Below are 22875 nucleotides of genomic sequence, written 5' to 3'. Positions count from 1 at the left end.
AACTAGAAAGAAAGGGCAGCCAGTTCTTTCCCCAATTTATGTAAGCCGTTTACGATTTTCTCGGCTTGCTTCTTTCTCGGCTTGGACCTGCCGGCAGCATAATGGCCCAACTGCTTTTGATTGATTCCGGTAATATACTGCAAGGCCGAAAAAGAAAAAATATTCTGATAAAAACAAAGTAAACTTTGCACATCGAATCGATATTCGATTCGGTAATCCCGGTCGAAAATTTCGGGATAGCTATCCCCGTCTTCTTTGGCGCAATCGATATAGAAATCGATGCTATCTCGGACCTCTCTTTCCAGATCGCTCCAATCGCCGGTAACAGCCACTACCCAACCGTCCAGCAAATCGCAAGAAGCAGAATAGCCGCTCTCGGTTTTCGCAACATTTACAACAACATTTTGCTTAGAAAGTCCCATAACAGTATTATTTTATAAATAGTAATATAAGGAGTATAACAAATAAGTATTTTTTAGTCTTGTGCAAAGCCGGAGAACCGGGGCTAAAATTTTAGCCCCGATTGTTTCTCCACGCTTTTCAGGTTATCGCCCCAGATGTCATCGGAAGGTTTGCCGTTCAACGTTACCTTCCCTTTTTTCACCGGGTGTTTTAGCTGTCGATGGCTCCCTCTCTGATGAACGATTTCCCAGCCATCGTCGAGCAACAATTTAAGAACCAAGCTTGTTTTTAGAACTTTCATATCGTTCTTTTTTTATGCCACAAAGATAGTATATTTACTACGATATACAATAAACACCGATTAAAAAGTAGTATTTTTACTATTATTTAACAAGAGAGATTAATCGTCTGCGTCGTCTGTCATCGGCCGGAATGTCTCGATATATTCTTCGAGCATCTCTTTGAAGGCGAACAACTGCGGCTCTCTGTCGAACCATACGAACGACCGGGGCAATCCGGAGGATTCGACCTCTATCTCTACCGACGGCGATTTCCCCGGTTCTCCGGCCGGGTAGCGGGTGATCCGAACGACCAGGTCGTCGCGGGTGAACTCGATCGTATGGCTTTTCATCGCGCACCTCCTTTCTCCGTAAAACGGGAGGTTATGTCGGCTACGCCCCGATAGGCGTAAGCTGCCAGTGCGAGCGCCGGCAAGACCGGCAGAGGCTCGCCGGTCGACAGGGCGAGCAACAAGACAAACAACGAGGCGACGAAACGGACGCTTCGCCACATTTCACGGCGGGTGAGCTTTACTTCGAGCTCTCTTTCAAAAAAACGGATAAGATAATTTTCGAACGCAGAGTTTTGTCGTTCTGTGCGGGCAGGGGAAATTTTACCCTGAATCCCGATGGATTTTGTAGTGTCCATAATCTCTTAGGTTTTGGCGTAATAGACAGAAAAACGGCTGTCATTTCCCGTGTTCGCCAAAACCTAAGAGTCTCCTCCGAAGAGAAAAATCAAACGGGATAGACAGCCGAAGATCGTATTGCACGCCATATCTTATATGGACATGTATGGACATAAAAAAAGCCCAAATTCGTATTGAGCCGTTAACCGGGACTCTACCGGAGAGCATACGCTCTTAGGTTTTGGCACTACAAATATGAGGTTTTTTTTTGAAATGAGCAAAGGATAATACAAAAAAGAATCGGACAAAATCCGATGCCTGGTATAAAGGGAGACTTAAATTACTTAAAAAGGCAAAACATCATCAATGCTCTCTGACTGTTCAATTTGTTGTTTAGGAAATATCTCCTTATAATACGAAAGTAAAAACAGACCTACTGTACATATAGAATTGAAACACAAATAAACAAAAACAGACTCTGATACAATATAATCCCCATTTACTTTCCCATGAAACTCTGTTTTAGTACTTCTAAGATCTTCTATCGACTTCCCTATACCTAACAAATTACTACAAATTGTCTTTATTTCCATAGGTATATTTTCACTCGGGAACATACCGAATGCCTTCAATATATTTTGTGTAAGTTTGTATAATGTATCTTTGGGATTATACTGTATCTTTAATCGTTTATCTTGCAAAATTTCTTTGGCAATACTCTCTAATGCTGAATTCGCTAAACCAATAGCGGTACTCGGATCATTCTCGATACACTTAAATGCTTTTTCAAAAGTCTTACTTGCTGTTTGATAATTAGACTTTATTTCATTCCTAAAAACGGGGATAGAAGGTATAAAATCAGGAGTTTCAACGCCTAAATCGATTGCCATTTTCAGCAATGTCTCCCCATCTATACCATGTAATGTAGAATAGACATCTATATTTTTTTCATCATTATCCTTATAACAGACCTTAAAATTTTCCGTGTAATTGATATAGGAATTAAAACCACTGCTTGTTTCATGCCACTTCAAGATATATTGCAACATTTCTTTATATGAACCGTATTCTTGCCAAAGAGCTTGCTCTATACTCTTAATCAACTGCATTTGATATTTTGGAGATATTTTATCCATATCATGTATTCTATACTCTTCTCTTTATAAATTACTCAAAAAATCAACCGCCGAATCTCTGAAGACCGCGAACCAATTTCACAAATAGAAGTCGCTGTTCCGAAGTCAAAAGCTACAAAATTCAATGCTTCCATAGATAGATATATAATACATGACAAATATAACAAATGTATTATATATCTATCAATATGATTATAAAGAAATAGAACAAAAAGCCCCGACTTTCACAAGCCGAGACTTTTCCTAACTTAAATAATAATCTATGAAGTCAAGTCATGCGACTCCGTTGGAGGAGTAGCGATATAGGGCATTCTGCGGGAATTTTTCGCACCCGATGTATAGCGTGTCGAAAGCATCGGTTCCGTCGGTACGATGTTCGAGCAGGGATTCTTCCGACTCTTCGAGCTTTTCTCCGCCTTTGTCTTTCCGAAAACCGTTCCGCCCCCGGGAGACACCGGCAGATTGTATCGCAAGAATGAGGTCGTCGTTATTCTGGCGGTTGAAAAAGGGCATGAACCGCTGTTTGCCTGAGAAACCTTGATTGATCAAGAGGTATTTCTCGTCGTGCCGCATAGGGTTCCCGAGATAGACATCGACGACCGTCCAACCGTGCCTCTCGAATTCGTGGCAAACCACCCAGTGAAAGTCTTGGTCGTTGACGGCATAGTTGGCTCCGAGAGCCGTGGAATCGTAGTAATAGACGACGGTCTTATTTTCGTGATTCGCATAGTATGTGCAGAAGTCGTCGATAAGAGCAGGGATTTTCCGCTCGAATTTGACGAAGAACGATTTTATGATGTTGAGCCGACGCCCGGAGGGTTGCCCGGCGACTATCCAGTTGATATTGGCGTTGTAGTCCATGCCGATACAAATAGGTTCGAACGGATCGACGTCCTTATCGACCCGACTGTCGAGCAAAGCGGGGTCGAAGTCGTAGCCGAGCGAATCGAGATAATCGAAATCGCTGGCGTTGTATTTATGGGCTTCGCGCATGGAGGAGTAGAACCCGTCTTTGGCGATACCTATCCGCTGGCAGAGGATAGAGGTCCGGAATGTTTTCGGCGTCAGGTCGCGCTTCATCTGCTTGATATAGTTCTCACCCAAAAGTTGAAGGTTCTCGATAGAGGAGTACTCTTTGTAATACACGGCGACCGACCTCATTTTATTGAGGTTCGTATCGAGACGACGGAGATAGCTTTGCAAGTATTTGGGGATTGGTTTCCCTTCTTTTTTACACTCCCGTATCCGAGTTTTTGTTCTCCAAATTTCGAAGACCGTGGCTTTGATGGTGTCGATGAGTTCGACGTCCATCTTCTCCTTGTAATGAAGGAACCAAGAGCCCTTTTGCGTTTGGGGCATATCGCTCAAAATCATGAGCGAATGGTTGAACGAGCGGGCGCCAAAATAGGATTTTATGCCGCCGTTGGCGGGGAGCGTTTCTTCTTTGAGCTTTTTGTAGTCGATGAACTTGGCTTCGTCGACGAGCACCCACGAGAGCGTTAAAGAGTTGGAAGAACCGGGACGGTCTTGCGAAATGATAATCGCCACCGAGCCATTATAAAACGAAATTACATGTTCATAGTCAGCCGGCTCGGTAATCGGCTTCGCGAACCATTTCGGGGGACGACGCCCCACGACATAATGGATGCCTTCGGCGAATCCCCACCGCTTCCATGCGGCGAATAACCCGGGCAAAGTGTTCGTGAGCCCGTGTTTGAAAGTGGGGACGACGATGCCTCCGGTAGAGCCCGGCATGCGCTGCATGTTCCTGAGGACGAACGGCGAGGCGATACTGTCGGTTTTGCCGGTACGCCTGCCGGCGACGATTACCGTAGTATTGGCCCCGATAAGCTGCGTGAGTCGCTGCGGCGCGTTGAAATAGACCTTATTTTGCGCTTCCATCTCCGAACAGTTCGTCTTCTTCGAGATCGGCTTCCTCGAATTCGATATCTTCGATGTCGATAGTCTCTTTACGGTACTTGTCGAGCATCTCTTTGATTTTCTCGTTGATATTGGGAATAGGTTTAATACCCAGCACCGTAGGGTCGTCGGTGGCCGTAAAGGGCTGCACGACGATCCGGTCGTAAGGCATGGCCCGCTCGTCCTCGATATCCACGCGGTTGTATTTGGCATAGCTGGAAGCCGCCCGTTCCATCGTCTTGGCATCCTTGCGCTTTTTGGCCGTTTGGTAGGTCTCCAAAAGCATCTCGTTGGCTCTCCACCGATGATAATCCCGGGAGGCTTCCGCAATCCTCGGGATCATCGACTTAACGATGGCGAGATCGGAATAGGCTGCGGCCTGAGAAATGCGATGCCGGGAAACAAGGACTTCGACGAACTGGCGGTCTTTCGCATCGGGATTGGCGACTGCCCAAGCATACATCTCGCGCAAACGCAGAAGCCTACGAACGGTAATTTCGTCGTATTTCCGCTTCAATTCGTCCTCGGCGGTAAAGAGGTCCTTCTGGCAAATTTCTATGGTGGCAGGCAGCGGCATAACGATTCACCGTACTTCTTCATTCGAGAATACCCAACCGCTTCAACTCTTCGGTAAGTTTCTCGGCCGGATCCGTGATAAGACCATACCATTCCAGAATCCTAGCTTTTAGCTCGGGCGTCGGCTTCTTCGCATATTTGCCCTTATTCAAGGTGACCAAGCGCAGAGCCTTCCGGCTTTCTTCGGAGAGAGAGCCCGGCGCGTTTCCGCTTTCCTGTCCCTGTTGCGGGACATAGCGGTCGTACCGCTCCCAATTCTCGTGCAGCTGCTTGTCGAGCGAGATCAGCTCTTTAAGGAACGGATATCGCTCGCTGTCGGGGCAAGGAGACTCTTCGGTAGAGATAAGCCGGAGTTTCGTTTGAACGTCCCTCATTCGCTGAGCGATACCGAGGTTCTCGACATACAGCGCCCGGATTTCCTCGGGAAGCGAATCGTGGTCGGCGCGTTTGCCTTTTTTGAAATCTCTCGCAGGGTTGTTTTCCTCGATAGAGAGTCTCTTCTCGAAGATCTTCTCGACCTTCTTTTCCATTTCCTTCACCTGTTCGTGGGTGAATTCCTGCACTCGGAAATTTACATATTTCTGTATGTTCCGGGTAATGAACTCGGCGTGTTTGGCCGGATTCGGCGCGAGGTTGCGATACTGGATCTTATTCCCGGATAGGCGGAAAAGCAAGAGATTTCCTTGCTCGTAGTCCCGCTCCTCGCGGGGAGTCGAGAGCCATTTCTGTAAAGATTCGGTGAGTTTCTTGTCCATAGTTTCATTGTCGGTTTTTGATTCCTTCCATATCATATCGTCGTTCTTTCGAGACGGAACGGTCGAGAGTATCGGAACGTTTATTCTCCGGCACATCGTTCAAGAGTCCTTTCCATAAATCGTCCATACTCTCGACAGCCGACTATTCTTCCGGTATTTCCGATCCGTCAGCCATGAAATCGCCTTCTTCGGCTTCGATTTTCCCTTTGTAGAAAGGAGCCGGAGTTTCATCGGTAGCCTCTACCGAGACGGTCGTGGAGGTCGTCCCCGTGGGCCCTTGTCCCAAATCTTGCGATACGGTGGATTTCGTTTGCCAGCGTTCGCAGCCGACGAGCCTCCAATTATCGGCCATATCTTGGACCAAAAACACATTGTCGTTGTTGTTGATATAGGCAGCCGCGGCCGAAGCATCGGCCCCGACGCCCGGGTGTACGACCGTCAACTTGTTGAGTTGGGTCTGGCTGGGTACTTCCCCTTGCGGCTCGCTGGTGAGTTGCGCTTTGTCGGGAAGGTGGTCGATGTATTTCCACTTGGTATCGGCGGCCAGGACAAAATCGCCGGTCAGTTCGGCCGATGTGGCTCTTCCGTTTTCATCGCGAGGAAGAGTCGGCCATTTCAAGATCGCGCTCTTCGAAAGATAGTACAACCGGCGGCGGACACCGGGAAGCACGGGGGTTCCCTGACACCACCCGAGCGATTTTTGAATATTCAGGCAATTTTCCATCATTGAAGCGATTTGGATTTACGAAAAATATTAGTTATCCCTGTTTCGTGACATCGACCATGAGCAGCATGCGCGGATCGATCGAGTAGAACTGAACGCCGAAGAACATGGCGGCCGAGAGGGTCAGCATAAAAGGCTTGAAACGATCGACTTGAATTCTTTCTTGGTCAGACAAGCTGTCATATCCATAGAGCATATTCGATTTCGGAGCCAAGAAGAACTTCGAAGAACCTGCGAGACAAGTGAGCGGCGCCAGCGTCGTCTTGTTGTTCGACCCCTCGACGACCGCCTGCTCGAATTTCTTGTTGTACACGATACCGCCATGCGTGAGCATATAGGCATCGTTGTAGGCATCGGCAAACTCGGGCGAACAGTAGAGGAATTTCTCGGTAGCCCGGAGAACCGGGTGGGCTTTCCGCTCAATGGACTTGGCAACATCGAGCGCATCGGCTTCGCTGAACCCGGTCGTAATCTTCAGGAGGTTGCCTTTGGCCTCGGAAATGTTTTCGGCCGTTACCTCGGCATCGGCAATAGTAATAAAGCCGTTAAAGAGGTCGGCAGAGGTATCCCCTTCTGCATTTCTTTTAGCCGTAAAGAGAACATTGTGCAACGATTCGCCGAGGCTTTTAAGGACAGAAGCGATTACGAGCTTAGCAGAAGGCGCCGTTTTCTGCCCTTCTCCCAAGAATGAGGCATTTTGTCCCAACAGCATCGTAACAACCGAGTTGGGCTCAAAATCCTCGCAGACATTTCCAAAGAATGTCTCGAGCTCTCGATATTTCACCTCGGTCGTGGAAGATGAATTTTTATCTGCTTTGTAAGGACCGAACTGAGCATTCGATTTTGCCGTTCCGACATGCTCTTTATTTCTGATCCCGGGAATACCGGTCATGAACCGGAGTGAATCTTTACAAGAAAGCATAGGGAGGAGAAGCAACTGCTGTCTCCACTTCTCGGCGGCCTTTTGGTATTCTTCGTCGGAAAATGAGATATTATGTGCCATACTTGTTAAGGAATTTGGTTAAACAAATCTTTTGCTTGTCGTACGTTTTCGACATACGATTCGAATGGAGATTTATCCTTCTCTGCCGAATTGTCGTCGACGACATGTTTCGTTTCATCTGCGGGCTTTTTGCGAAGGGCTTCGAGTTCTGAGTCCTTTTGAGAAATAGTCTCTTTCAGTTCTTTAATTTTCGAATCCATCTCTTGGAGATGGGAATCAAGTTTTTGCATGAGATCGGCGGAAAGATGGAATTTCCCGTCGCTCTCTTCGATTGCCTCGATCTCGAGACACCCGATAATCGATTGGAATTTTTTGTTCATTGTTACACTAGATTGTTGATGTTGAGTATTGGAGCGGAAAAAAGAAGCGAACAGAGAGAATATCTTGTCCACGCGAGAGTCGTTTCTCTCTTGTACAGAGAATGGCAAAGGAATGCCAGCTTCCGACAGATCCTCGATCACCTGGGCGGTTACTTTGGGAGTGACATCGCCAGGGAGATCACAGATCTCGTCGACGAATCCCCAGTCGAGTGCCTCTTGCGCCGTGAGCCACCCTCCGACCTTCATCAGGTCGAGCAGTGCTTGTTTGTCTTTTTTACACTTGTCGGCATACATGGCGGCGATATTGAGGTCGATCTTCTCCATGTCCTTTTTCTGTTTGTCATACTCCTCGATCAACTGGCGAAGCTGATCGGCGTTCAGACTAGCCCACTTGGCTATCACCGTGCTGCATTTGTGAACGAGATACATGCCCGATGTCGCTATGCTGATGTGCTTGGCTCCCAGCGATGCTATCGTCGCAGCGCTGGCATTCATACCGACATAATGGACTTTAACATTTCCATGTCGGCGGAATGCCTCACAGATAGAAAAAGCAGAGGCGACACTTCCTCCCAGCGAGTCGATGAGCACATTTACTTCTTTCGATTCGCTTTTTTCGAGGATATACTCTACATAATTGGAGTCGAAGTCGTATCCGCCAACATATCCTTTGAGTTTCAGGTCGAATTTTTTTGCCATAGAATTACCTTTTTAGCCAAAGGTAACATCTGGACAACAAGCGATAAAAGACTATAAAATCAACGGAATGAGCGATTTTATAGAAACCCAAGAGATTTCAATCTGAAAACCGGCCGAGTCACCCGAAGGCGGACCGATAATCTCTTTTACATTGACGACTGGGAAAGGAGACTCTCTGGCCCCAATCAAATAAGATTTACCGGATGCACATGATATGATAAAGGCAACATTCTGCTCATCAAACGGAAAATACTCGTCTGTAAGGAATTCCAATATCGTTTTCTCACTTGTCGAATTGTTGTCATTCTTTATATTATACTCACATTTCGGGGAGCCAACAAAAGATATTTCCGTTGTGTCCGCTAACACAGAAATAGGCAAATTCGCTTTGCTTTTCAAAGAGACATTAGGCGGAAGCAGACTACAATCGACCACCTGTAATCGGAGAATGCCCGGCAAAATTTGTTTCATTGCTAAATATTTGTTATTGTGCGTTTTGTACCGTATTGTTAAATTCTTCCTTTGAACTCGGAGCGTTTCTTTGCTGTTTTTTTTGGTACGTTTTTCTCATTCGAAAATACATCTGTCGAATGGTTTCCCAGCTTTTCGGATCGTCGGCGATTTCGTGTTTCTCCATAAAGGTCCAAATGAGGTCAGAAAGATTGTGGGACAGACTGTCGAAGGTGTGCAGCTCATTCCAAAGCTCAATCCGGAATCGAATATAAATCGTCCGCTCAAGAGCCTTCTTCGCTCGGGGTGGTAGAAAATTGTAATACCGAGGATCCTTCGTTTTAAAATAGGGAATCTCAATCGCCAAAGAATCGGGAGATTTCAACGGAACCGGGATATCGGCTGGCTGCGTCGTCAGTGAATACTCCAAAATATCGTTTTCGGCACTCCCCCTCGGGAAACGTATCTGACCATTTTGGCCAAACTGATGAAGCAACCATTCGGCAAGATATTTCTCCAAATGAATATAAACATAGTATTGAGACATGACGTAATAATTTAATACACAAATATATAAATAATCAAACAAACTGTAAATACGCAACCAGAAAAATGAACGAAAAGGATTAAAATATTTCTATATGTGTATTCTATGAAAAATCACAAAAAAATAGTGCAGAAGTACGAAAGAAGTTCAACAAGCTGAATACCAAAGCGATATGACCGTACTTTTTTCGTACTGTTTTTTTTGCCGTACTCCTGCACAGTACGCACAGTTTCGCACTGCTTCAAAATAAAAAAAGTACGACCATAAAATATTGAATATCAAAAGGTAAAATAACCACCGTACGAATGTACCGTTTTTCCATTATTATTAAGATTCAAAATAAAATAAAAAAAAGAATATATATACGTACATAGCTTTTGCGCTATTTTTCAGCGTTTTACCGTATTCCTTGCACCGCAGCACTTTCCCATACATTCTCAACGAAGGGGGTGTGGGGGAAAAAGAGCCCGGCATAAAAGCATAAAACGGGTCGGTGCAACGATACACCGACCCGTCTGAATACCTCTCGTCTGCCTTGTCCGCTCTGGATATAATCGTTCGTTCTTTTACGAATCAGAACAGCCCGGGCTGAATGATCGTGCGGATCAAATCGTCGACCGCCTCGATAGTAGAGGGCAAGAACCTCGAACGGTTTTGCTTGATATACCCCAAGAAATAGAGCTTCGCCTCTCGTTCCCTGACGAAATACCCGAACTCCAACGACGGGAGCCGTCCGGCTCGCCGCCCATCGGCGAAGAAGATATCGTATCCTATCGCAAACTTATCGGGCGCAACCTGCCCGATAAGAAGTACGACACGTTCTCGACGATTGTCAACGACAACGTCTTTCTTGTAATTCCGAAGTTCGCCGGAGTTTTCAAAAACCCGAATCCGGTAGTTTTCATAGGGATTAAAATTCACACTCATATCCTAAAATTAAAATGGTTGTTTCTTTGCAAAATCAAGGCTAAACACGCCGAAATACTCTACCCCGCCCGACTTATCGGCCTCTCCGACAAACGCTTCTCCAGGGTGATCTTCGATCCAATCGCGGAACGAGATGCCGGATTTGTTCGGCCGCGAAACGTTGAAGTGATATCCTTTGAAATCACAATAGAGCACAACCTTCGTGCGGAAATTGGAGGGAGTAACCCCGAATTTGCTGTCGGGGAAAGAGCTATGATAAGCGTCGTACATGGTTTTACGAGGAATCCTTTCATTGAGATTATTCGCCGACTCGTCGAAATAGGTCTCTGCCCACTGAACGAAGGCCTCACCCATTTGCTGTTTGAGGGTTCTCATCTTGATGTCGCGCATCGGCGGCGGAACTGCCCCTTGCCCTGTTCGATACCAACTCTCGGCCATGGATTTGAAATAGAACATACAACACTCGGCCATGAAATTATCGAAAAGATTCCACTGGTCCTCGTCCCAATCGGCAAAGAATTGGTGTCCGAAATCATCGATGGGCCGGTGGTTGTCGTTGTACCAGTCGGAAAAGGCCATATAGGTAATGCGCTCGAGAGCCGAGCGATTGTTCGCATTTATGGCGTGGTTCGTAGTGATGTAGAATTTGGGCGATTTTTCGTTGGGTATGATGAACCGAGCCTTGGTCTTTGGATTGACCGCGAGGTCGCCGGTAACGGCAAAGAAGAATCGCTCGAAATCAAAATTCACCTTGACATCATCGATGAAGATGTTTCGGGTTCTCGGTGTCACATTCGAATAGATGTAATCGTCGTCGTTTTTGGTATTTCGCCCGTCGATAGCTGTCTGATCGAGTATTTTTGCGAGAGCCGCTCCAACCAGCGACTTACCGGTTCGTCCGTTTGACTGGGCAACCTCTCCCATCTGGCCGTCCATCGCGATAACCGCCTTCAACTCGGTCTGATATTTGTAGTCGCACATGAGAAAGCCGATAGATGTAATCTTGTTGACGACATGCTGCTGAAATTCCCGCTCCTCCTGGTCGGTAGGTGTGTGTCCTGGTATGTTCCAAAAATTGGAAGTATTACAGATGAATCGGAAAAACTCACAGGCTTTCCCCTCTTCTGTCGGGAAAACGGAAAAGCCGGCAGCCGGGTCATATTCGATTTTATCAATAACGGGAACCCGCTTGAACTTTCGCCGGATTACTTTGTCGCTCCAAACCTGCCCCAGGAGATCGCCAAATTCAATTCCTCGCGAGGTAATCTGAATTTGGCCGTTGCGGTAATACATTCTTTGGATATGAGGCTCGAAATTATCGAAGTTATCGTCTATCTTCGTTATTCGCTCGAGCTTATCAGGCCCCAGAAGAGAACCGAGCCGTGAGGCCAACATCGTAATTACGTCGCGATCCTTACAAGTTTGTAACGCGTAATAGTACACGAAATCGCGAATTTCGGTTGGCCCTGACAGATGGACGACTCCGTCGTCGATGCGAACAAACTTATATTGATCGACCTCCAAGTCGGAAGTATGAATGCGGTAGAAGCCATTAGCTGAAATGAACTGTAAGGCTTCGATGTAATCGAAATCGACCGTTTTCTTTCCCTTATCATTTGCCCCGATGACCCAGAAGTCTCTCTCACTCGAATAGCGCGATGCCTGGACAAGTTTACCGTCCTCAATTCGGTAATTTATCTTGGCAAAACGGAAATTAGGGATTTGCAAGAGCTCCTCCTTATGACGCTCAAAAAATCCATCTCTATCGTTCAACAGCCAAAAGTCCTTGATTTGGAAATCGGTTTTCGATGTGATTTTATGTATGTCAAGAAATTGGCCTTTACCGTCATGGGTGTGCATAACGGTGTCTATCTCCTTCCGAAGGACCTCCTCTCTCCCTTTGAGGGTATTGCAAAGTAAATCGTCGATGCCTTTGTCGTGTGAGGGTGTGTCATTGATATGACCGAAGAAGATGTCAACCGACACCCCGATATTGTGCATTGTCTGAACGTACTGCTTGAATTTGATGACGGCCTTGGCGAACTGATTCGGCCGCTGGTCGACATGGTCACCTATCTGAATCTCGCGGTGGAGGTGATCCCAGTCGCTATCCATCAACAGAACGACATTCTTTATCGTGCATTTTTGGACCAGGTACTGAAGATCCTGAATTAGCCCTGTCTCGGCATTCCCGATATTGTAAATTCCTTGAATGCCGATAGAAGCGATACCATGTTTGCATGCCTTTTCGGCTTTTTTCTCCCCTTCCTGGACGATGAGCGTCTCTATATGCGTCTCGGAGAGGAATCGCTCTCTAATGTACTGAGGAATGTAAAACTTGGTCGGGGCCCCCTTGGGTGTTTGGTACTTTATCTCCCGGCCATCTTTATCGAGATGTAACGATGGATTCGACCACCGGATCCTGACGTATGGTTTGAGACTGCCGGCGGCCCCTCGCGTGGCATATTGAACAGGATTCCCCCAAAGGTCATAATAGTAAATGAGCATTTCATCATCGTTCTTGTTGATGTTGAAATACTTATCCATACCGCCTCGCTGGAATGCCGGCAGATAGATTTCCCCACTCTTATCGTCGAGGCGAACTTTTGCGGTGACATCTTTCACCGTAAGACCACTGGCTTCCAGTTGAGAGAGACAAAACGACTGCTTTACTTTCTCTCGGCTTCGGTCGATAGCCCGCTGCCGTTTCTCCATCTCTGTTTCGAGAAGGATATTGTATCTCGAGGCAACAATTTGCAGGGCGTCTATGAACTCAACCTTATCATAATATTGAACGGCATCGATAGCTCCATTTATAGTGAACCCGCACGAGAAGCATTTCGCAATATCCATATTGGTTTTATGCGTGACACAAAGCCCCTTGTTCCGTCCCGACTTATGGCACTCGGGGCACTCGCAATATTGGGTTGCTCCGCGCCCAGAAAGTCCTGGTATAAAGTCGCGAATATCTGCCGCCGATTTCACCCTATCAATATCGAATTTGTTGTATTTTTTCATTTGAATAGATTATTTAAGTCTGCGAACCTTACGAATTCGGCTTTATTGTGAATATCCAGCCGCTGGAAGGCGTTTCGAATATGATTGTTTATCGTGTGTATAGACAAAAACAGAGCATCGGCTATTTCTTCTTTCGACTCTCCACGATACCATCTTTCCAGGATTCTCTTCTCGGCTTTCGAGATGTGGCTCTCAAATTCAGGGTGACATACAATATTTTCAAATTTGCATTCTCCCCGGAGAGGACAAAGAACATGTTCAAAATGGAAGGTAGAGGCATCGATGTCTATGATGTTGTCTATGTTGCCAAAGTTGCAACGACAAAATCTAGAGACAATCCGATATCGGAAAAGTGGAAGATTAGCCTTGCTCTTGGCATATTCAGAGGCCAAAGCGATATATGCTTTTGGATAGAACTTTTCAATCAGATTCGCAATTAAGGTCACAAATTCGTAGTCTTGTTCCTTTAACCGGCACGGTGATTTGCCCTCACTTCTATACCATAGTTCATCGTTAAAGATGAAAAATTCGATGGAGACAGTGAATAGTTCGTCCATGTCATTTTTCACAAATTAGAGGCCTCGAGAATATCTGTTGACCGAAAATTTCTTCAATTTTGAGCTTGTATAATTCAGGAATCCGACATACACCGTATTTCCAATTATACACTGTACGACGAGGGACTAAACAACCTTCAACTATTTTATCGATAGCAACCGTACATTCATTAGAAGAGAATGTGGAAAGAAATTCGGATAAGGCGATAGAATCTTTTGTTCGTTTTTCCATAAATTTTTGTATTTAGAAAATAGTTATTATATTTATAAACCCAAATATACAAATAGATTGATTTAATACACTATTTGTTTGATTATAAAACTAATTATTTATACATAATTAACAATTTGTTTTATTATGAAAAATATAGGACCTGAATTGAATCGAATCATGACTGAACGCAGAATCGTTCGGAAAGATATCGCAAAAGAAGTTGGAATCACTCCAACCTATCTATCGGCAATCGTCCGTAAAAATTCAATCGACTGTGAGCTTTTGGATAAAATATGTAAGGCGATAGGAATCTCCGCATCCTACTTCTTCGATGATACTCACGGCAATCATGTAAGCGACATAAGCGCAACTACACTCTTTGGAAATGCTAACGTAAATATCACACAGGGAGAGGTAAAAATGTTAAAAGAGCTTTTGGCAGAAAAAGAAAGAACTATAAAAATTCTTATGGCCGAAAGAAATATTGATCGAGCCGAGAACGAGTCAAAAATATGACAAAAGGCTTCTATCAACAGCCCCACAGTGGCTATTTAAGTAAAAAAAAATGAATAAAAAAAAGATTCGCTACAACAAGGAATGAAACCTCAAAAGATTATGTATTAATCTTTTGAGGTTTTTCTTTTTCAACAAAAGATAGCTATTTCGAGATTTGACAGGTATCGCGAATCTATAAAAAATAGACCTTGCACGGATTGGTTTGAACAATATCCTCCCCTCGATACAAAACAAAAGTATTCTTCTTTTGTTAGGAAATTGAAATGGTTATAAAAAGAAACTCTGGATAATTTGGTTTCTAAACGAATTATACCTATTTTTACTTTCGGTAGAATTAGTATATTTCTGATTTATACCCCAAATATGTTTTATTAAAAAAATTTTGTATGAAAAAGTACATTTGCACAGCTTGTGAATGGGTTTATGACCCAGCAGTAGGTGATCCTGATGGAGGTATAGCTCCGGGTACTCCATTTGAAGATATTCCAGATGATTGGGTATGTCCAGTTTGCGGACTTGGGAAAGACGCATTCGAAGAAGTAACAGAATAATTTACTTCTTGCTCTCATATGGGGAATCTACATAAAATGTAGATTCCTTTTTATTTATTCCAAAAAGGAAATAAAATAATCAAGTCTATTTACTTCACTTCCCTCTTCCCCAATACAATTTTTTATCATTTTAAATTCTCTACAAAATTGAATATATAAATTTGATACATGAAAATACTTATCATAGAAGACGAACCCTCCTTGCGGGAAATTATGCAACGAGCGCTAGTACAGGAGCGCTATGTAGTCGAAACTGCCAGCACTTATTCCGAAGCAGATGCTAAAATCGCAGCTTACAGTTACGACTGTATTTTACTCGATATCATGTTGCCCGACGGGAATGGTCTACAACTACTAAAACACCTGAAAGAGTTACGAAAAAGAGAAAACATCATTATCATATCCGCTCGTGATTCCCTTGATGACAAAATTCTCGGATTGGATATGGGAGCCGATGACTACCTCCCTAAACCATTTCATACAGCCGAACTCTTAGCCCGTATAAAAAGTGTGTTACGGCGAGGAAAAAGCGGTGGAGAAATGGTATTGATCTTAGGGAATGTATCCCTTGAACCCGAGAGCTCCCGGGTGTTGGTCAATAATAAAGAGTTATCCTTATTAAAAAAAGAATTCGACATTCTATTCTATTTCATGCAACGCCCCAATCACTTAGTAGATAAATCGGTCCTTGCCGAAGCCGTATGGGGAGACCATGCCGACCAAGCAGATAATTTTCATTTTGTATATGCTCAAATGAAAAATTTACGTCGCAAACTTATTGATGCAGGAGCCAACATAGAAATAAAAGCCATATATGGATTTGGATACAAACTCGTTCCGCCAATCGAATAAAATCACCGTCTCATGAAACTCATATACCGTATAGCTTTACGTTTATCTTTAATTCTGATTCCGCTCATGGCGCTTTGGGCGACTCTCTTCTATTTTATGATGGTAGAAGAAATCAACGACGAGGCCGATGATACACTGGAAGATTATTCCGAATTGATAATTATACGCATGCTTGCCGGCAGAGAATTGCCCTCCTTAAATAGTGGATCTAATAATAGTTATTCCATAACACCCATTGACGAAGCCTATGCTTCATCAAAACCCCATATCGAATATTACGATGCCGAAGTCTACATTCCAGAAAAAGAAGAGACAGAACCAGCACGCATCCTCTCCACCATTTTCTTAGATAATGATGATAATTACTATGAACTGAAAGTCGCCATACCGACTTTCGAAAAAGACGATTTGGTCAGGACTATTTTATTTTGGATCATACTCCTCTACTTCGTACTTCTCATAACGATAATAGGATCGACAATATGGATTTTCCACCGCAACATGCGCCCGCTGTATGCACTGTTACACTGGCTCGACAATTACATACCGGGCAGACGCAATGCACCAGTACCCAACGATACGAATATTTCTGAATTTCACAAGCTCAATGTCGCGGCACAAGAAGCGGCAAATCGTTCGGAAGAACTTTTCGAGCAACAAAAACAATTTATAGGGAATGCCTCTCATGAACTACAAACTCCCTTAGCCATTTTAGGGAATCGTCTCGAATGGCTGCTCGATAACACAGAACTCAATGAAACACAAATAGAAGAGCTATTTAAGATGCAAAGAACATTGGGGCATATAGTTCGACTCAATAAAACGTTACTACTACTTACAAAAATTGAAAACGGACAATTCCCCGAGAGCACAAATGTAGATTTAGCTTTTATAATTAAAGAACAAATCTCTCTATACAACGAAATATACTCATCACGAAATATTTCCTATACAATAAACATTCCTGAAACATTCATTGTTTTAATGAATGAGTCTTTGGCCTCTACATTAATTACCAATTTACTTAAAAATGCATATGTACATACAACACAAGACAGCAATATCGAAATCACTCTTATCAATCGCACCCTGACAATTGCCAATGATGGAACAACGCCTTTGGACACCGAACACATATTCGAAAGATTTTATCAGGGAAGCAAAAAAGAAGGTTCTACCGGATTAGGCTTGGCCCTGGTAAAAGCGGTTTGTCGATATTACAATCTGCATATAGAATATCAGTTCAAAGAGTCGAAGCACTATTTCTCCATTACTTGGCCATAAACTAAAAAAACGATTTTTTTCAAATAATATCCCAGAATTTCAAATTCATTTCAAAATTGCTCCTAATCTTTGTATCATCAAATTAAAACAATGTCTAACTAATAATTTTTGAATGTTATGAAAAAGCTAATGATTCTTACAACAATTCTAATGGCTCTTGGTATTTCTACGGCTTGCGCCGATAACGACAAACCCATTGCTGTTACCCAATTACCTCAAAAAGCACAGCTGTTCATCAAGACACATTTCCCGAAAGAGAAAGTCGCTTTGGCAAAACTCGAACGGGATTTTCTGGAAACCCGTTATGAAGTTGTTTTCACCAATGGTTCCAAAGTCGAATTTTTGAAAGATGGTGAATGGAAAGAAGTTGAATGTAAATATTCGACAGTGCCAACAGCTATCATTCCTGCACAAATTGCAAGCTATGTATCTCAAAACTATCCAGATACACAAATTGTACAAATCGATAGGGACAAAAGAGATTATGAAGTGAAACTTACGAATCGATTAGAGCTTACATTCGATTTAAATTTCAACCTAATCGACATAGATGACTAATACGTTAGTCTCAACCGATTTTAACTTACCCACCTTATTTCAATAAGGTGGGTAAGTTTTTTAAATAACTCAAATAAAACTCTACTGCCTAAAAAAATACCGTTGGAGAGTTCCTCTCCAACGGTATTAAAAACAAACTATACTTATATACTTATTTGATAATATCCAAGTGTTTGAAACACTTTTCGATTTTTTCAAGAGCCACATCTACTTGTGCTCGTGTATGCGTAGCCATCAGAGAAAATCTTATCAACGTATCCTTAGGCGCAACAGCCGGAGAAACAACCGGATTAACAAAAATACCCTCATCAAACAAATCGCGAGTTACCCGGAATGTTTTCTCATTATCACGAATAAACAACGGAATAATAGGCGTACATGTATTCCCTATCTCACAACCTATACGTCTGAATCCTTCCAAAGCATAATTCGTCACGTCCCACAAGTTGGCTATACGTTCCGGTTCACTCTCCATAATATCCAAAGCAGCACCCACCGCCGCAGTCGAAGCCGGTGTAATACTTGCACTGAAAATATAGGAACGAGAGTTATGACGTAAATAATTTGCCGTTACCTTATCCGTAGCGATAAAACCGCCCAACGAAGCAAATGATTTACTGAACGTACCCATAATGAGATCCACATCATCGGTCACACCAAAATGGTCGCATGTTCCACGTCCGTCTCGTCCGAAAACACCTATACCATGTGCTTCATCGACCATCACTGCTGCATTATACTGCTTAGCCAGACGTACGATTTCAGGAAGATTGGCTACATCGCCTTCCATAGAAAACACGCCATCGGTCACTATCAATTTCACCTTATCAGGATTGCAATTACGCAACTGGTCCTCCAACGATTGCATATCGTTATGGCGATATTTCACCGGAGTAGAGAAAGACAAACGACGACCTTCGATTATCGAAGCATGATCGAGTTCGTCCCATAAAATATAGTCTCCGCGTCCAGTAACACAAGAGACTACCCCCAAATTGACTTGAAATCCAGTTGAATAAATAATGGCTTCTTCTTTCCCTACGAACTTAGCCAACCGATGTTCCAACTCCTCATGAATGTCCAATGTTCCATTCAAGAATCGGGAACCGGCACAACCCGTACCATATTTACGGATAGCGGCAATAGCAGCCTCTTTAATTTTTGGGTGATTGGTAAGACCTAAATAACTGTTCGAACCGAACATTAAAACTTTTTTGCCGTTGATTAAGACCTCGGTGTCCTGATCGCTTTCTATTTTACGAAAATAAGGATAAACACCAAGGGCTTTGGCCTTCTGCGGAGCATCATACTTCGACAGTTTTTCTTGCATCAATTTCATAGTTTATGCTGAATGTGTATTTGTTATAAACTATCTGCACTATTTCTAGTCACGATATACCTTGAAAATGCAGGTTGCAAAGATAACATAAATATCCGAAAGGAAATCATTTTTCACTTAAAAAAGTATCTATGGAAACGAATTTTTCTTACAGATGCAAACTTTTTATCACCTTCTTTTTTAAGAATAAATCTTAGCTTCGCGAACAGAAAATTTTTATACCATTAAAAATCAGATTTATAAAATGAGATGAAATCGCAAGGAGCAATCCTTTTATAATAAAATCTACTTCTTATTACCAAGAATTTGAAAAAAATTGCGAAATTTGCCGATTGTAAACTCAAAAGACAGAGAACAATATGAAATTCTCAGCACGACAAATAGCAGAATTCCTGCACGGAGAGTTGGTTGGAAATCCCTCGGTAGAAGTCAATAACCTGTCTAAAATTGAAGAAGGAACACCCGGTACTCTCTCTTTCCTTGCCAATCCCAAATACACGCACTATATATACCAAACCCACGCCAGCATAGTTCTGGTACATAAAGACTTTGAGCCGGAGCATCCTATCGAAGCCACTCTTATCAAAGTCGATGACCCATATGCCTGTTTAGCTATGCTTCTCAATTTGGTAAATGAAGCGACTATCGCCAAACGTGGTATTGAACAACCCAACTATGTCTCCTCGTCGGTCACACTCCCCGACGATATCTATTTAGGAGCGTTCGCCTATATCGGAGAGCGAGTAAAAATAGGTAAAAACGTAAAAATCTATCCTCAGACCTATATCGGGAATGATGTAGTTATCGGCGATAACGTTACCATTTTTGCAGGAGTAAAAATCTATCACAGCTGTGTCATCGGCAACAATTGTATTCTGCATGCGGGAACCGTTATCGGAGCTGACGGATTCGGATTCGCTCCCCAAGCCAACGGGGAATATGCGAAAATCGCTCAAATAGGAAACGTCGTACTCGAAGACAACGTCGAGGTCGGAGCCAATACAACAATAGACCGAGCTACAATGGGTTCTACGATTATCAAAAAAGGTGTGAAACTCGACAACCTGATACAAATCGCACATAACGTCGAAGTAGGAGAACACACGGTTATTGCGGCCCAAGCGGGAATTGCCGGTTCGGCAAAAGTCGGCAGCCACGCTATGATAGGCGGTCAAGTAGGAGTCGCCGGGCATATCAAACTGGGAGACCGAATTCAAGTCGGAGCCCAATCGGGTATACCCAATCATGTCGAGAACGACGCTGTAATCATGGGATACCCTGCTGTTCCTTCCAAAGAATTTGCCAGACAAGTCGTTTACGTAAAACGGCTTCCCGAACTTACCCGTACGGTGAAAGCTCTCGAAAAGGAGATAGAAGCATTAAAAGAACAATTGAAAAATAATAAACTATAATATCGATGAAACAAAAGACTCTAAAAAACAGCTTTTCGGTCAGCGGTAAAGGATTACATACCGGATTGAATATTACGGCCACGTTCCTACCGGCCCCCGAGAATCACGGATACAAAATACAACGCGTTGACCTCGAAGGACAACCCGTCATCGAGGCATTAGCCGAAAACGTAGTAGAAACAAGCAGAGGAACGGTCATAGCCGACGGAGATGTAAGAATAAGCACGATCGAGCATGCGATGGCTGCTTTGTATGCAGCAGAAATAGACAACTGTCTCATTCAGGTAAATGCACCCGAAATGCCCATTCTCGATGGCAGTGCCGCTGTTTACGCCGAAGAAATAGAGCGCTGTGGACTCGAAGAACAAAATGCCGAACGGGAATATTATCTTATCAAATCAAAAATCGAAATCCACGACGAAGAAACCGGTTCTTCAATCGTAGTATTACCAGACGATGAGTTTAGTATCAACACGCTCATCTCATTCGACTCTCCTATCTTGAACAATCAATTCGCCAGTCTCGACGATTTGCACGATTTCAAAAAAGAAATTGCCGGGGCTCGCACATTCGTTTTCGTACGAGAAGTAGAACCGCTGGTAAAAAATAATCTCATCAAAGGAGGAGATTTGGACAATGCTATCGTTATCTACGATCAAAAAACCTCACAAACCGAACTCGACAGGCTTGCCGACCTTTTAAACGTTCCTCACAAACACGTCGATGAATTGGGGTACATCAACAACAAACCGCTCGAATTCGAGAACGAACCGGCCCGTCATAAACTCCTCGACATTTTAGGGGATATAGCACTGGTTGGTAAACCCATAAAAGGTCGTATCATCGCCACTCGACCCGGGCATAAAATCAACAATCAATTCGCTCGGCTCATTCGCAAAGAAGTCCGTCGCCAAGACATTCAATGCCCCGCCTACAATCCCAATAAAGAGCCGCTTATGGACGTCAATCGTATCCGTCAGTTGCTCCCCCACCGCTATCCCTTCCTATTGGTCGATAAAATTATCGAAATGGGGACACGCCACATCGTGGGTGTAAAGAACGTTTCGGGTAACGAACCTTTCTTTCAAGGGCATTTCCCTGCCGAACCCGTTATGCCGGGTGTTCTTTTGGTCGAAGCTATGGCTCAAACCGGAGGTTTGCTGGTATTAAGCACCGTCGACGAACCGGAACGCTATTCGACCTACTTCATGAAAATAGACAATGTCAAATTCCGCCAGAAAGTCGTACCGGGAGATACCGTCATATTCCACTTATCACTGATGACCGAAGTGCGTCGGGGATGCGCCTACATGAAAGGATATGCTTTTGTCGGCGAGCGCATTGTCACCGAGGCCGAATTCATGGCACAGATTATCAAGAATAAATAAATCTAAAAAACAAATAAATGAAACAACCGTTAGCATACGTTCATCCCGACGCAAAGATTGCGAATAACGTAGTAATCGAACCATTCGTAACCATAGATAAAAATGTAATCATCGGCGAAGGGACACAAATAGGTTCCAACGTTACTATTCTGGAAGGTGCGCGTATTGGCAAAAACTGCAAAATATTCCCGGGAGCGGTTATCTCGGCGATTCCTCAGGACTTGAAATTTCAAGGAGAAGATACGACCGTGGAAATAGGCGACAATACGACACTGCGCGAATGTGTCACCGTAAACCGGGGAACCGCAGCCAAAGGAAAAACCATAGTGGGAAGCAACTGTTTGATTATGGCTTACTCACACATCGCCCACGACTGTATTGTCGGAGATAACGTCATTATATCCAACGCTACGCAAGTGGCCGGAGAAGTAATTATCGACAACTACGCTGTGATTGGCGGCGGGAGCCTCATTCATCAGTTCAGCCACATCGGCGCACATGTGATGGTACAAGGAGGTTCTCTCATCAACAAAGATATACCGCCCTACATCAAAGCCGGCCGCAATCCCATATCCTACGCCGGAATAAACTCCATCGGGCTCCGTCGGCGCAATTTCAGCAACGAAACCATTTGCAATATCCAAGAAATCTATCGTTACTTATATCTGTCCGACATGAATAACAGCGACGCGATAGAACGTATCGAGGCAGAGTTGCCCGCAACCAAAGAACGGGACGAAATCGTATTATTCGTCCGCAATTCGAAACGGGGTATCATTAAAGGATATCTATAATAATATCTACCAATTTATATCAGAGA

Annotated in this window: 28 protein-coding genes; 8 read left to right on the top strand and 20 right to left on the bottom strand. The window is 43.8% G+C overall.

The annotated features are described in order from the left end of the window. Window positions 1-2 precede the first annotated feature (2 nt). The 18 genes from HMPREF9448_RS05855 to HMPREF9448_RS05780 all read right to left on the bottom strand — a co-directional run bounded on the left by HMPREF9448_RS05855 (window position 3) and on the right by HMPREF9448_RS05780 (window position 14173). Complete coding sequence (locus tag HMPREF9448_RS05855; RefSeq protein WP_008861679.1) at window positions 3-422, bottom strand: hypothetical protein; 420 nt, start codon at window positions 420-422, stop codon at window positions 3-5. An 83-nt stretch (window positions 423-505) separates the two neighbouring features. Beyond that, complete coding sequence (locus HMPREF9448_RS05850) at window positions 506-703, bottom strand: type II toxin-antitoxin system HicA family toxin (protein ID WP_008861678.1); 198 nt, start codon at window positions 701-703, stop codon at window positions 506-508. 99 nt (window positions 704-802) lie between these two features. After that, on the bottom strand, window positions 803-1033 hold the full coding sequence (locus HMPREF9448_RS05845; protein ID WP_008861677.1) for a hypothetical protein: 231 nt from the start codon (window positions 1031-1033) through the stop codon (window positions 803-805). After that, the gene (locus HMPREF9448_RS14155; protein WP_008861676.1) at window positions 1030-1329 is read right to left on the bottom strand and encodes a hypothetical protein; all 300 of its coding nucleotides are present in this window, start codon (window positions 1327-1329) and stop codon (window positions 1030-1032) included. Before HMPREF9448_RS14155 ends, HMPREF9448_RS05845 begins: the two co-directional genes overlap by 4 nt. A gap of 324 nt (window positions 1330-1653) precedes the next feature. Then, window positions 1654-2445 carry an abortive infection family protein gene (locus HMPREF9448_RS05840; protein WP_008861675.1) on the bottom strand — a complete coding sequence of 264 codons (792 nt, stop codon included), beginning with the start codon at window positions 2443-2445 and terminating at the stop codon, window positions 1654-1656. Between the two features lie 273 nt (window positions 2446-2718). Next, complete coding sequence (locus HMPREF9448_RS05835) at window positions 2719-4347, bottom strand: hypothetical protein (protein WP_008861674.1); 1629 nt, start codon at window positions 4345-4347, stop codon at window positions 2719-2721. After that, window positions 4331-4942, bottom strand: coding sequence for a hypothetical protein (locus HMPREF9448_RS05830; RefSeq protein WP_008861673.1), 612 nt, complete (start codon window positions 4940-4942; stop codon window positions 4331-4333). Before HMPREF9448_RS05830 ends, HMPREF9448_RS05835 begins: the two co-directional genes overlap by 17 nt. Window positions 4943-4961: 19 nt before the next feature. Then, complete coding sequence (locus tag HMPREF9448_RS05825; protein ID WP_008861672.1) at window positions 4962-5696, bottom strand: hypothetical protein; 735 nt, start codon at window positions 5694-5696, stop codon at window positions 4962-4964. A 4-nt stretch (window positions 5697-5700) separates the two neighbouring features. Continuing rightward, window positions 5701-5823, bottom strand: a complete 123-nt coding sequence (locus HMPREF9448_RS14905) for a hypothetical protein (protein WP_262483655.1) — start codon at window positions 5821-5823, stop codon at window positions 5701-5703. A 15-nt stretch (window positions 5824-5838) separates the two neighbouring features. Further along, a complete protein-coding gene (locus tag HMPREF9448_RS05820; protein ID WP_008861671.1) occupies window positions 5839-6423 on the bottom strand; it encodes a hypothetical protein in 585 nt (194 codons plus the stop codon). Window positions 6424-6454: 31 nt separating this feature from the next. Continuing rightward, window positions 6455-7423, bottom strand: coding sequence for a hypothetical protein (locus tag HMPREF9448_RS05815; RefSeq protein ID WP_008861670.1), 969 nt, complete (start codon window positions 7421-7423; stop codon window positions 6455-6457). Window positions 7424-7428: 5 nt separating this feature from the next. Then, window positions 7429-8442 (bottom strand): Clp protease ClpP, encoded by a 1014-nt coding sequence (locus HMPREF9448_RS05810; RefSeq protein WP_008861669.1) that lies wholly within the window; start codon window positions 8440-8442, stop codon window positions 7429-7431. Window positions 8443-8493: 51 nt separating this feature from the next. Then, entirely contained in the window at window positions 8494-8913 is a 420-nt protein-coding gene (locus HMPREF9448_RS05805) for a hypothetical protein (RefSeq protein WP_008861668.1), read from the bottom strand. A gap of 13 nt (window positions 8914-8926) precedes the next feature. After that, window positions 8927-9439: a hypothetical protein gene (locus tag HMPREF9448_RS05800; RefSeq protein ID WP_008861667.1), complete on the bottom strand. Its 513-nt coding sequence runs from the start codon at window positions 9437-9439 to the stop codon at window positions 8927-8929. A 573-nt stretch (window positions 9440-10012) separates the two neighbouring features. Beyond that, window positions 10013-10366, bottom strand: a complete 354-nt coding sequence (locus HMPREF9448_RS05795; protein ID WP_008861666.1) for a hypothetical protein — start codon at window positions 10364-10366, stop codon at window positions 10013-10015. A gap of 9 nt (window positions 10367-10375) precedes the next feature. Then, the gene (locus HMPREF9448_RS05790) at window positions 10376-13384 is read right to left on the bottom strand and encodes a DUF3854 domain-containing protein (RefSeq protein ID WP_008861665.1); all 3009 of its coding nucleotides are present in this window, start codon (window positions 13382-13384) and stop codon (window positions 10376-10378) included. Then, window positions 13381-13941 carry a helix-turn-helix domain-containing protein gene (locus tag HMPREF9448_RS05785; protein WP_008861664.1) on the bottom strand — a complete coding sequence of 187 codons (561 nt, stop codon included), beginning with the start codon at window positions 13939-13941 and terminating at the stop codon, window positions 13381-13383. The genes HMPREF9448_RS05790 and HMPREF9448_RS05785 overlap by 4 nt, the downstream gene beginning before the upstream one ends. 1 nt (window position 13942) lies before the next feature. Continuing rightward, window positions 13943-14173 carry a helix-turn-helix domain-containing protein gene (locus HMPREF9448_RS05780; protein ID WP_008861663.1) on the bottom strand — a complete coding sequence of 77 codons (231 nt, stop codon included), beginning with the start codon at window positions 14171-14173 and terminating at the stop codon, window positions 13943-13945. Between the two features lie 126 nt (window positions 14174-14299). Between HMPREF9448_RS05780 and HMPREF9448_RS05775 the strand changes: the two genes are divergently transcribed. Continuing rightward, complete coding sequence (locus tag HMPREF9448_RS05775) at window positions 14300-14671, top strand: helix-turn-helix domain-containing protein (RefSeq protein ID WP_008861662.1); 372 nt, start codon at window positions 14300-14302, stop codon at window positions 14669-14671. A gap of 128 nt (window positions 14672-14799) precedes the next feature. Here the strand turns inward: HMPREF9448_RS05775 and HMPREF9448_RS14995 are convergent, their stop codons facing one another. Further along, window positions 14800-14979: a glycogen debranching N-terminal domain-containing protein gene (locus HMPREF9448_RS14995; protein WP_373134476.1), complete on the bottom strand. Its 180-nt coding sequence runs from the start codon at window positions 14977-14979 to the stop codon at window positions 14800-14802. A 78-nt stretch (window positions 14980-15057) separates the two neighbouring features. Here HMPREF9448_RS14995 and rd point away from each other — a divergent pair, with 78 nt between their 5' ends. The 4 genes from rd (at window position 15058) to HMPREF9448_RS05755 (ending at window position 17916) form a co-directional block, all read left to right on the top strand. Further along, complete coding sequence (gene rd, locus HMPREF9448_RS05770) at window positions 15058-15222, top strand: rubredoxin (protein WP_008861661.1); 165 nt, start codon at window positions 15058-15060, stop codon at window positions 15220-15222. 168 nt (window positions 15223-15390) lie between these two features. Further along, entirely contained in the window at window positions 15391-16074 is a 684-nt protein-coding gene (locus HMPREF9448_RS05765; protein WP_008861660.1) for a response regulator transcription factor, read from the top strand. Window positions 16075-16086: 12 nt separating this feature from the next. Continuing rightward, complete coding sequence (locus HMPREF9448_RS05760) at window positions 16087-17358, top strand: sensor histidine kinase (RefSeq protein ID WP_008861659.1); 1272 nt, start codon at window positions 16087-16089, stop codon at window positions 17356-17358. A gap of 117 nt (window positions 17359-17475) precedes the next feature. Continuing rightward, complete coding sequence (locus HMPREF9448_RS05755) at window positions 17476-17916, top strand: PepSY-like domain-containing protein (protein WP_008861658.1); 441 nt, start codon at window positions 17476-17478, stop codon at window positions 17914-17916. 151 nt (window positions 17917-18067) lie between these two features. On the opposite strand, the gene spt is transcribed toward HMPREF9448_RS05755, so the two are convergent. Continuing rightward, on the bottom strand, window positions 18068-19255 hold the full coding sequence (gene spt / locus HMPREF9448_RS05750; protein WP_040296001.1) for a serine palmitoyltransferase: 1188 nt from the start codon (window positions 19253-19255) through the stop codon (window positions 18068-18070). 359 nt (window positions 19256-19614) lie between these two features. On the opposite strand from spt, the gene lpxD reads away from it, so the two are divergent. From lpxD to lpxA, 3 genes are read left to right on the top strand one after another with little or no spacing between them, the layout of a single operon-like run. Further along, window positions 19615-20667 carry a UDP-3-O-(3-hydroxymyristoyl)glucosamine N-acyltransferase gene (gene lpxD, locus HMPREF9448_RS05745; RefSeq protein WP_008861656.1) on the top strand — a complete coding sequence of 351 codons (1053 nt, stop codon included), beginning with the start codon at window positions 19615-19617 and terminating at the stop codon, window positions 20665-20667. A 5-nt stretch (window positions 20668-20672) separates the two neighbouring features. After that, window positions 20673-22055: a bifunctional UDP-3-O-[3-hydroxymyristoyl] N-acetylglucosamine deacetylase/3-hydroxyacyl-ACP dehydratase gene (locus HMPREF9448_RS05740; RefSeq protein WP_008861655.1), complete on the top strand. Its 1383-nt coding sequence runs from the start codon at window positions 20673-20675 to the stop codon at window positions 22053-22055. A gap of 17 nt (window positions 22056-22072) precedes the next feature. Further along, window positions 22073-22849, top strand: a complete 777-nt coding sequence (gene lpxA / locus HMPREF9448_RS05735) for an acyl-ACP--UDP-N-acetylglucosamine O-acyltransferase (protein ID WP_008861654.1) — start codon at window positions 22073-22075, stop codon at window positions 22847-22849. The last annotated feature ends 26 nt before the right edge of the window (window positions 22850-22875 follow it).

The organism is Barnesiella intestinihominis YIT 11860, assembly GCF_000296465.1.
Classification (GTDB): domain Bacteria; phylum Bacteroidota; class Bacteroidia; order Bacteroidales; family Barnesiellaceae; genus Barnesiella; species Barnesiella intestinihominis.
This window is presented reverse-complemented; position numbering and strand designations above follow the sequence as displayed.

What these genes read in the sequence shown, in the direction of transcription:
- HMPREF9448_RS14905 (WP_262483655.1), bottom strand. Translation starts at nt 5,823, where the DNA reads ATGGACGATTTATGGAAAGGACTCTTGAACGATGTGCCGGAGAATAAA.
- HMPREF9448_RS05810 (WP_008861669.1), bottom strand. Translation starts at nt 8,442, where the DNA reads ATGGCAAAAAAATTCGACCTGAAACTCAAAGGATATGTTGGCGGATAC.
- lpxA (WP_008861654.1), top strand. Translation starts at nt 22,073, where the DNA reads ATGAAACAACCGTTAGCATACGTTCATCCCGACGCAAAGATTGCGAAT.
- HMPREF9448_RS05760 (WP_008861659.1), top strand. Translation starts at nt 16,087, where the DNA reads ATGAAACTCATATACCGTATAGCTTTACGTTTATCTTTAATTCTGATT.
- HMPREF9448_RS05775 (WP_008861662.1), top strand. Translation starts at nt 14,300, where the DNA reads ATGAAAAATATAGGACCTGAATTGAATCGAATCATGACTGAACGCAGA.
- HMPREF9448_RS05835 (WP_008861674.1), bottom strand. Translation starts at nt 4,347, where the DNA reads ATGGAAGCGCAAAATAAGGTCTATTTCAACGCGCCGCAGCGACTCACG.
- rd (WP_008861661.1), top strand. Translation starts at nt 15,058, where the DNA reads ATGAAAAAGTACATTTGCACAGCTTGTGAATGGGTTTATGACCCAGCA.
- HMPREF9448_RS05800 (WP_008861667.1), bottom strand. Translation starts at nt 9,439, where the DNA reads ATGTCTCAATACTATGTTTATATTCATTTGGAGAAATATCTTGCCGAA.
- HMPREF9448_RS05855 (WP_008861679.1), bottom strand. Translation starts at nt 422, where the DNA reads ATGGGACTTTCTAAGCAAAATGTTGTTGTAAATGTTGCGAAAACCGAG.
- HMPREF9448_RS05820 (WP_008861671.1), bottom strand. Translation starts at nt 6,423, where the DNA reads ATGATGGAAAATTGCCTGAATATTCAAAAATCGCTCGGGTGGTGTCAG.
- HMPREF9448_RS05790 (WP_008861665.1), bottom strand. Translation starts at nt 13,384, where the DNA reads ATGAAAAAATACAACAAATTCGATATTGATAGGGTGAAATCGGCGGCA.
- HMPREF9448_RS05780 (WP_008861663.1), bottom strand. Translation starts at nt 14,173, where the DNA reads ATGGAAAAACGAACAAAAGATTCTATCGCCTTATCCGAATTTCTTTCC.
- HMPREF9448_RS05740 (WP_008861655.1), top strand. Translation starts at nt 20,673, where the DNA reads ATGAAACAAAAGACTCTAAAAAACAGCTTTTCGGTCAGCGGTAAAGGA.
- spt (WP_040296001.1), bottom strand. Translation starts at nt 19,255, where the DNA reads ATGAAATTGATGCAAGAAAAACTGTCGAAGTATGATGCTCCGCAGAAG.
- HMPREF9448_RS05805 (WP_008861668.1), bottom strand. Translation starts at nt 8,913, where the DNA reads ATGAAACAAATTTTGCCGGGCATTCTCCGATTACAGGTGGTCGATTGT.
- HMPREF9448_RS14155 (WP_008861676.1), bottom strand. Translation starts at nt 1,329, where the DNA reads ATGGACACTACAAAATCCATCGGGATTCAGGGTAAAATTTCCCCTGCC.
- HMPREF9448_RS05785 (WP_008861664.1), bottom strand. Translation starts at nt 13,941, where the DNA reads ATGGACGAACTATTCACTGTCTCCATCGAATTTTTCATCTTTAACGAT.
- HMPREF9448_RS05830 (WP_008861673.1), bottom strand. Translation starts at nt 4,942, where the DNA reads ATGCCGCTGCCTGCCACCATAGAAATTTGCCAGAAGGACCTCTTTACC.
- HMPREF9448_RS05845 (WP_008861677.1), bottom strand. Translation starts at nt 1,033, where the DNA reads ATGAAAAGCCATACGATCGAGTTCACCCGCGACGACCTGGTCGTTCGG.
- HMPREF9448_RS05755 (WP_008861658.1), top strand. Translation starts at nt 17,476, where the DNA reads ATGAAAAAGCTAATGATTCTTACAACAATTCTAATGGCTCTTGGTATT.
- HMPREF9448_RS05825 (WP_008861672.1), bottom strand. Translation starts at nt 5,696, where the DNA reads ATGGACAAGAAACTCACCGAATCTTTACAGAAATGGCTCTCGACTCCC.
- lpxD (WP_008861656.1), top strand. Translation starts at nt 19,615, where the DNA reads ATGAAATTCTCAGCACGACAAATAGCAGAATTCCTGCACGGAGAGTTG.
- HMPREF9448_RS05795 (WP_008861666.1), bottom strand. Translation starts at nt 10,366, where the DNA reads ATGAGTGTGAATTTTAATCCCTATGAAAACTACCGGATTCGGGTTTTT.
- HMPREF9448_RS05765 (WP_008861660.1), top strand. Translation starts at nt 15,391, where the DNA reads ATGAAAATACTTATCATAGAAGACGAACCCTCCTTGCGGGAAATTATG.
- HMPREF9448_RS05840 (WP_008861675.1), bottom strand. Translation starts at nt 2,445, where the DNA reads ATGGATAAAATATCTCCAAAATATCAAATGCAGTTGATTAAGAGTATA.
- HMPREF9448_RS05850 (WP_008861678.1), bottom strand. Translation starts at nt 703, where the DNA reads ATGAAAGTTCTAAAAACAAGCTTGGTTCTTAAATTGTTGCTCGACGAT.
- HMPREF9448_RS05815 (WP_008861670.1), bottom strand. Translation starts at nt 7,423, where the DNA reads ATGGCACATAATATCTCATTTTCCGACGAAGAATACCAAAAGGCCGCC.